Raw genomic sequence first — 4,858 nt, 5'->3', positions numbered from 1 at the left:
TGCAGACGCAGCTGGACGAAGCCAGCAAGACCATTCAGTCCTACAAGGACATGGATATCGATGGCATCAAGGCGAGCGTTGAGGACTACAAGCAAAAGCTGGAGCAGTCCGAAGCTGATCGCAAGGCGTTTGAGTACAGCACACAGATGTCTCAATATGTCAAAGGCTTACGCCTGAAAAATGACATCTATGAGAAGTATGTCACAGACATGCTGACCGAAAAGGGCTTGAAGTTTGACGGCGGCGAACTGGTCGGTGCGGAAAAGTACGTCAATGAATTTCGCGAAGCCCATGCAGACGCCTTTGCACCAAACCCCAACGAGCGTGCAGCGGCATCGACTTCCGGACAGATCCCCACAGCAATGTCCGGTGTGGAAGCAAAGTTTTATGAAATGAATCCCAACTTGAAACAATAACAGGAGGTACACATTATGCCACATATTGCACAGGAACGTTATTCGACTTTGGTGGACGAAAAATTGCGCGCAACGCTAGTCACCAAGGACAATCTTATTTTTAACAATCGATATGAGGGAGATCCTAAGGCTGGTAAGGTCAAAGTACCAGTACGAGATACCGAGGTAGAGGTTAAGGCATATAACAAGCAGACCGGCGCAACCTTGTCCAACGGCTCTACCAGCTATTTTGACATCAATATTGATGTCGACGAAGCGGTGAACGAACTGATCGACGGCTTTGATGCGGAATCCGTGCCGGACGGTATTACAGCAGAGCGCCTGGACAGCGCAGGATATTCTTTAGGGCTGTCCATGGATACCAAGTCCATCCGTGCATTGGAGAAAACCACAGGTACCACTGTTGCAGCGTCGAAAACCGCTGTAACCGAAACAACGGCATACAAGGCGGTACTGGCTGCAAAGCGTACCCAGTCTCGTATGGGTGTACCCAATGACGGCAAGCGCTGGCTCATTGCATCCCCCGAATTCATGGAGGTGCTCATGACAGACGACCGCTTTATTAAGCAGGGTGATCTATCCCAGGAACTGGTGCAGAGCGGCGTTGTTGGCAGAATTGCCGGATATAATGTCTTTGAGTCCAACAATACCATGTTTGAGGACACCGAGCTTGTGGCTGGCAAGAAAACAACGACAGAGTTTATTTGCGGTCATCCGAACTGGTGCCACCGTGTACAGGAATGGTCTGTGCCGGTTGAGATCAAGAACCTGACAAACAACTATATTGGTTCTTCCGCAGTGCAGGGCAGAAAGGTTTACGGCATTGGTATCTCTAAGCCGAAAACTGTCTACGTCAAGAGAGTGGAGGCGTAAATCATGGCATACGCTGATTTTCCATATTACCAGGATTTTTATCTGGGTAATCTGATCCATGATCCGACCGACTTTGGTCGGGCAGCAGAACGGGCGAGCGAATATTTGGACATGGCGACCTTTGGGAGGCTACTGGACAGAATTCCTTCGGAATTGACCTCGCGCATCAAAAAGTGCTGCTGCGCTCTTGCTGATGCGATATATCAGTATCAGGCATATGGAGTAGGCAGCATAGGTTCGGGCGAAATCGGATTAAAAACATCTGAAAGTATTGGTGCGTATAGCGTCAGCTATGCAAATCCTACGGAATCAATTTCCGTTCTGTTGGATGGCGATGCATCTGGATTGCAGGATTATCTCAAAAGTATCTGTATGCGCTATCTGGGCACAACAGGGCTGCTTTACAGGGGTGCGATTGATGTACGCAAATAAGATTGGATGCACAGTCTATGAGCGTGCGGTGGAAAACCGCATGGAAGCATATGTGCCGCACTTCATCCCGGCGGTCTACTGGGAGGATACCACAGCACAGGTGCAAACTGGTACATCTATGAAGCAGCAGGATCAGATCTGGTGCTGCATCCCATCCGGTTCGCTGTCCGGCTATGTTCCCCGGAAGGATGACATCATCGTCTGCGGCAGGTACGATTCGGCCGAACCGCCGGAAAGCGGCAGAACGATCACAGCGGTGGAAGATTACCGGTACGGCTCGGCAGGCGTGCAGCATATCGAGGTGACGGCAGTATGAAGATACACGGAGAACTGGTGATACACACCGGAAAATGCAGCGAAAAAGCATTGGAAAAGGCGCAGAAGTATCTGGATCAGGAAGTGATACGGACTTGTGCGCCATATGTGCCGCTGGACACAGGGACGTTGGAGGGCAGCGGCAAAATGTCAACCAAAATCGACAGCGGCATTGTAACATGGGACACGCCATATGCGCAGAAGCAGTATTACGAAGGGAAATCCAAAGGACTGCGTGGCGCAAGGTGGTTCGACCGAGCCAAAGCAGACCGCGCAGACGACTGGCAGAAAGGCGTGGCAGAAATACTAGGAGGCGAGCATGGCAGCGATCATTGAAGCGGTGCGGGACTGGGTCGCCGGCTGCCCACTGGTCGAGGAAAATGCTATTTTGGGTGTTGACCGTCTGGGGGCAGAGCCGGTAGGCTATACCGTGGATACTGTACCTTGTGATCCGGTCGCATCACAGTATGTTGACGGTTCTCAGCGGCGGCAGTTTTTATTTGTGTTTGCGAGCCGGAATCAGTATGCCGGCACAGCACAGAATCTGGTGAACAGTGCGTTTTATGATGACTTTTCCGACTGGATCGCACTGCAGAACAAGCTGCGGCAGCTGCCGGAACTGGGAGCATACCGCACCGCACAGCGTGTGGAGATCACCACAAGCGGATACGTATATGATGCCGGCGACAGTACAGCACGGTATCAGATTCAACTCAAATTGACTTATTACCAAGACAGGAGGTATACTCATGGGTAAAAATTTACAAAACGGCAATCTGGTCATGCGTGATGAAAAGGTTGCATTCTATGAAGTTCCGGAGCAGTACGCCTTTGTGCGTATGGAAGGCTTCACCAGCATGAGCACGTCCAAGTCTGCGACCGAGCACAGCCGGAAGTATGTGGACGAACGCAGCAGCCGCACCGATACGGTGGGCTACGAGGAGAGCATTTCATACAGTTTTGATCGCTACGACGGCAACGCCGTGCAGGACGACATTGTGACAATCACCGACGAGGAAAAGGTGGGAAAGCAGGCAACACGCCGTATCATTCAGGTGGACATGAAAACGCTGTCGGAAGACGGTACTACCGCCTCCGGCAGAATGCGGAGCTACAGTGTAGTGCCAGACGGCAGCGGCGATGATGCCAATGTGCTGACCTATTCCGGCAATCTTAAAAACAACGGCGAGTGGGAAAATGTCACTGTTACCAGCAGCGATGACTGGCAGACGGCGAAGCTGTCTACATCTGCGGTCAAGCCGAAGCTGAAAAGTCTGGCTGTGGAAAGCGGTGGAAGTGTAGTCAATCTGACACCGACATTCTCCGCCGGTACGACATCGTATACGATCCCGTCCGGAACGGCAACTGCGATCGTAGAGGCTGTTGCGGAGAACACTTCTTTGACTGTCATAGTATCCTGCAATGGCGAATCATACATTACAAACACAGTGCCAAACCACCGCACAAATCAGTTTAACAATCTGAAATCCGGCGACTATATCACGATCACAGTCACCGATGGTTCTGGCGGCAAAGGAACAAGCACGTACAAAATCAAAGTGTCCTGAGTTATGGAAGTGTAGAAATGGACGAGATCAACTGGAAAACTTACGGCGTAGATGCGGAATCTGCGGCGTTCTGGGACAAGTACAACGCCGCCGTGAAAAATGCGGTGGAACGGGAAAAAGAAGCCTCGCCCAAGCTGGAATCGGACAAGATCCGGAAGTACTGCAATGACTTCCGGATCTTTTATGCCGACCTGATCGGGGAAGAAAACGCAAAGGCGGTACTGTCTGACGTGCCGGACAACAAGCGTTGCTTCGATGCGGTCTATGCGTCTCTGCTCCGGTGTATCCACGACCAGAAAGCAGAGGCGAACCGCAGGATTGCCGGTATCCTGCTGAAATACGCTCCGAAGACTAGAGGAAACGGTAATGCTGCACCCACTGTATGACCATTTGCCGGATACTGTCAGCGTACAGGGAAAGCCGTATCCGGTAGTGACTGGCTATCGGGAGTGGCTGTCCTTTTTGGAGATGCTGGCAGATGAAACGTACACCGCAGAAGAACGCATGCTGTGTGCAATGGCGTGGTATCAGGCACACCCTCCGTGCAGCATTGCGGAGGCGTATCAGGCCCTGCTACGGTATGTGTCATGTGTCGATATACCCCATACCGGACGGGAAACCGGCAAATCTGCAAATGCACAGCTGCTGTCCTATACATACGACGGAGCATATATCATCAGTGATTTCCTGCGGTTTTATCATATCGATCTGACCGCAGAAAACTTGCACTGGTACAAATTTCGGCTGCTGTTGGAAGCGTTACCAGACGAATCCGCAGTGAAACAGCGTGTGGCATATCGCAGTATCCAGCTGGCAAATGTTAAAGACAAGAACCAGCAGAAACGGATACGGAAAGTCAAAGACAGCCTGTGGATACCAACCAATAAGAAACTGGACGCAGGGCAAGTTGGTGCGATCTTTGGATAGAGAGGTGATAGGCAGTGGTAAACAGTAAGGTAGACGGCAGCGTCAATTTTGATACCAAAATCGATACATCAGGCTTTGAAAAAGGACTGAAACAGATCGACAGATCCAGCGAAAAAGCAGCGAAGAATGTAGAAAAGGATACAGAAAAGTCCTCCAAAAGTGCAGAGAAAAAAGCCGGAAATGCTGCTGATGGCATATCGAAAAGCTTTGCGAAATCTTCCGGAAAAATGCAGTCCAGCATGCAAGAAGCCGGCGACAAATCGGAAAAGATCTTTAAGGAAACACTGATTAAATCTTCCCATTGAGCTACAAATATGGTATAATAGA

10 protein-coding genes are annotated in these 4,858 nt (G+C 50.6%); all 10 read left to right on the top strand.

Annotated features, from left to right (window positions below; all coding sequences use genetic code 11):
• The coding region (locus QZ375_RS13660) for a phage scaffolding protein (protein ID WP_295219841.1) at window positions 1-416 on the top strand (416 nt) is incomplete at its 5' end.
• Window positions 417-431: 15 nt separating this feature from the next.
• Complete coding sequence (locus tag QZ375_RS13655) at window positions 432-1,289, top strand: hypothetical protein (RefSeq protein WP_295219840.1); 858 nt, start codon at window positions 432-434, stop codon at window positions 1,287-1,289.
• Window positions 1,290-1,292: 3 nt separating this feature from the next.
• The gene (locus QZ375_RS13650; protein ID WP_295219838.1) at window positions 1,293-1,721 is read left to right on the top strand and encodes a hypothetical protein; all 429 of its coding nucleotides are present in this window, start codon (window positions 1,293-1,295) and stop codon (window positions 1,719-1,721) included.
• Window positions 1,708-2,037, top strand: coding sequence for a hypothetical protein (locus tag QZ375_RS13645; protein ID WP_295219836.1), 330 nt, complete (start codon window positions 1,708-1,710; stop codon window positions 2,035-2,037). Before QZ375_RS13650 ends, QZ375_RS13645 begins: the two co-directional genes overlap by 14 nt.
• Entirely contained in the window at window positions 2,034-2,372 is a 339-nt protein-coding gene (locus tag QZ375_RS13640) for a minor capsid protein (protein WP_295219834.1), read from the top strand. Before QZ375_RS13645 ends, QZ375_RS13640 begins: the two co-directional genes overlap by 4 nt.
• Complete coding sequence (locus QZ375_RS13635) at window positions 2,356-2,793, top strand: chloramphenicol resistance protein (protein WP_295219833.1); 438 nt, start codon at window positions 2,356-2,358, stop codon at window positions 2,791-2,793. The genes QZ375_RS13640 and QZ375_RS13635 overlap by 17 nt, the downstream gene beginning before the upstream one ends.
• Window positions 2,786-3,604 (top strand): cadherin-like beta sandwich domain-containing protein, encoded by an 819-nt coding sequence (locus QZ375_RS13630; protein WP_295219832.1) that lies wholly within the window; start codon window positions 2,786-2,788, stop codon window positions 3,602-3,604. Before QZ375_RS13635 ends, QZ375_RS13630 begins: the two co-directional genes overlap by 8 nt.
• Before the next feature lie 17 nt (window positions 3,605-3,621).
• Window positions 3,622-3,990, top strand: coding sequence for a DUF6673 family protein (locus tag QZ375_RS13625; protein ID WP_295219830.1), 369 nt, complete (start codon window positions 3,622-3,624; stop codon window positions 3,988-3,990).
• Window positions 3,971-4,531 carry a Gp15 family bacteriophage protein gene (locus QZ375_RS13620; RefSeq protein ID WP_295219829.1) on the top strand — a complete coding sequence of 187 codons (561 nt, stop codon included), beginning with the start codon at window positions 3,971-3,973 and terminating at the stop codon, window positions 4,529-4,531. The genes QZ375_RS13625 and QZ375_RS13620 overlap by 20 nt, the downstream gene beginning before the upstream one ends.
• 14 nt (window positions 4,532-4,545) lie before the next feature.
• Entirely contained in the window at window positions 4,546-4,836 is a 291-nt protein-coding gene (locus QZ375_RS13615) for a hypothetical protein (RefSeq protein ID WP_295219828.1), read from the top strand.
• Window positions 4,837-4,858 lie beyond the last annotated feature (22 nt).

Source organism: Ruminococcus sp. (genome assembly GCF_019417665.1).
Lineage (GTDB): Bacteria > Bacillota > Clostridia > Oscillospirales > Ruminococcaceae > Ruminococcus_C.
The sequence above is the reverse complement of the archived record's forward strand: the minus strand, read 5'-3'. Positions and strand labels throughout refer to the sequence as shown.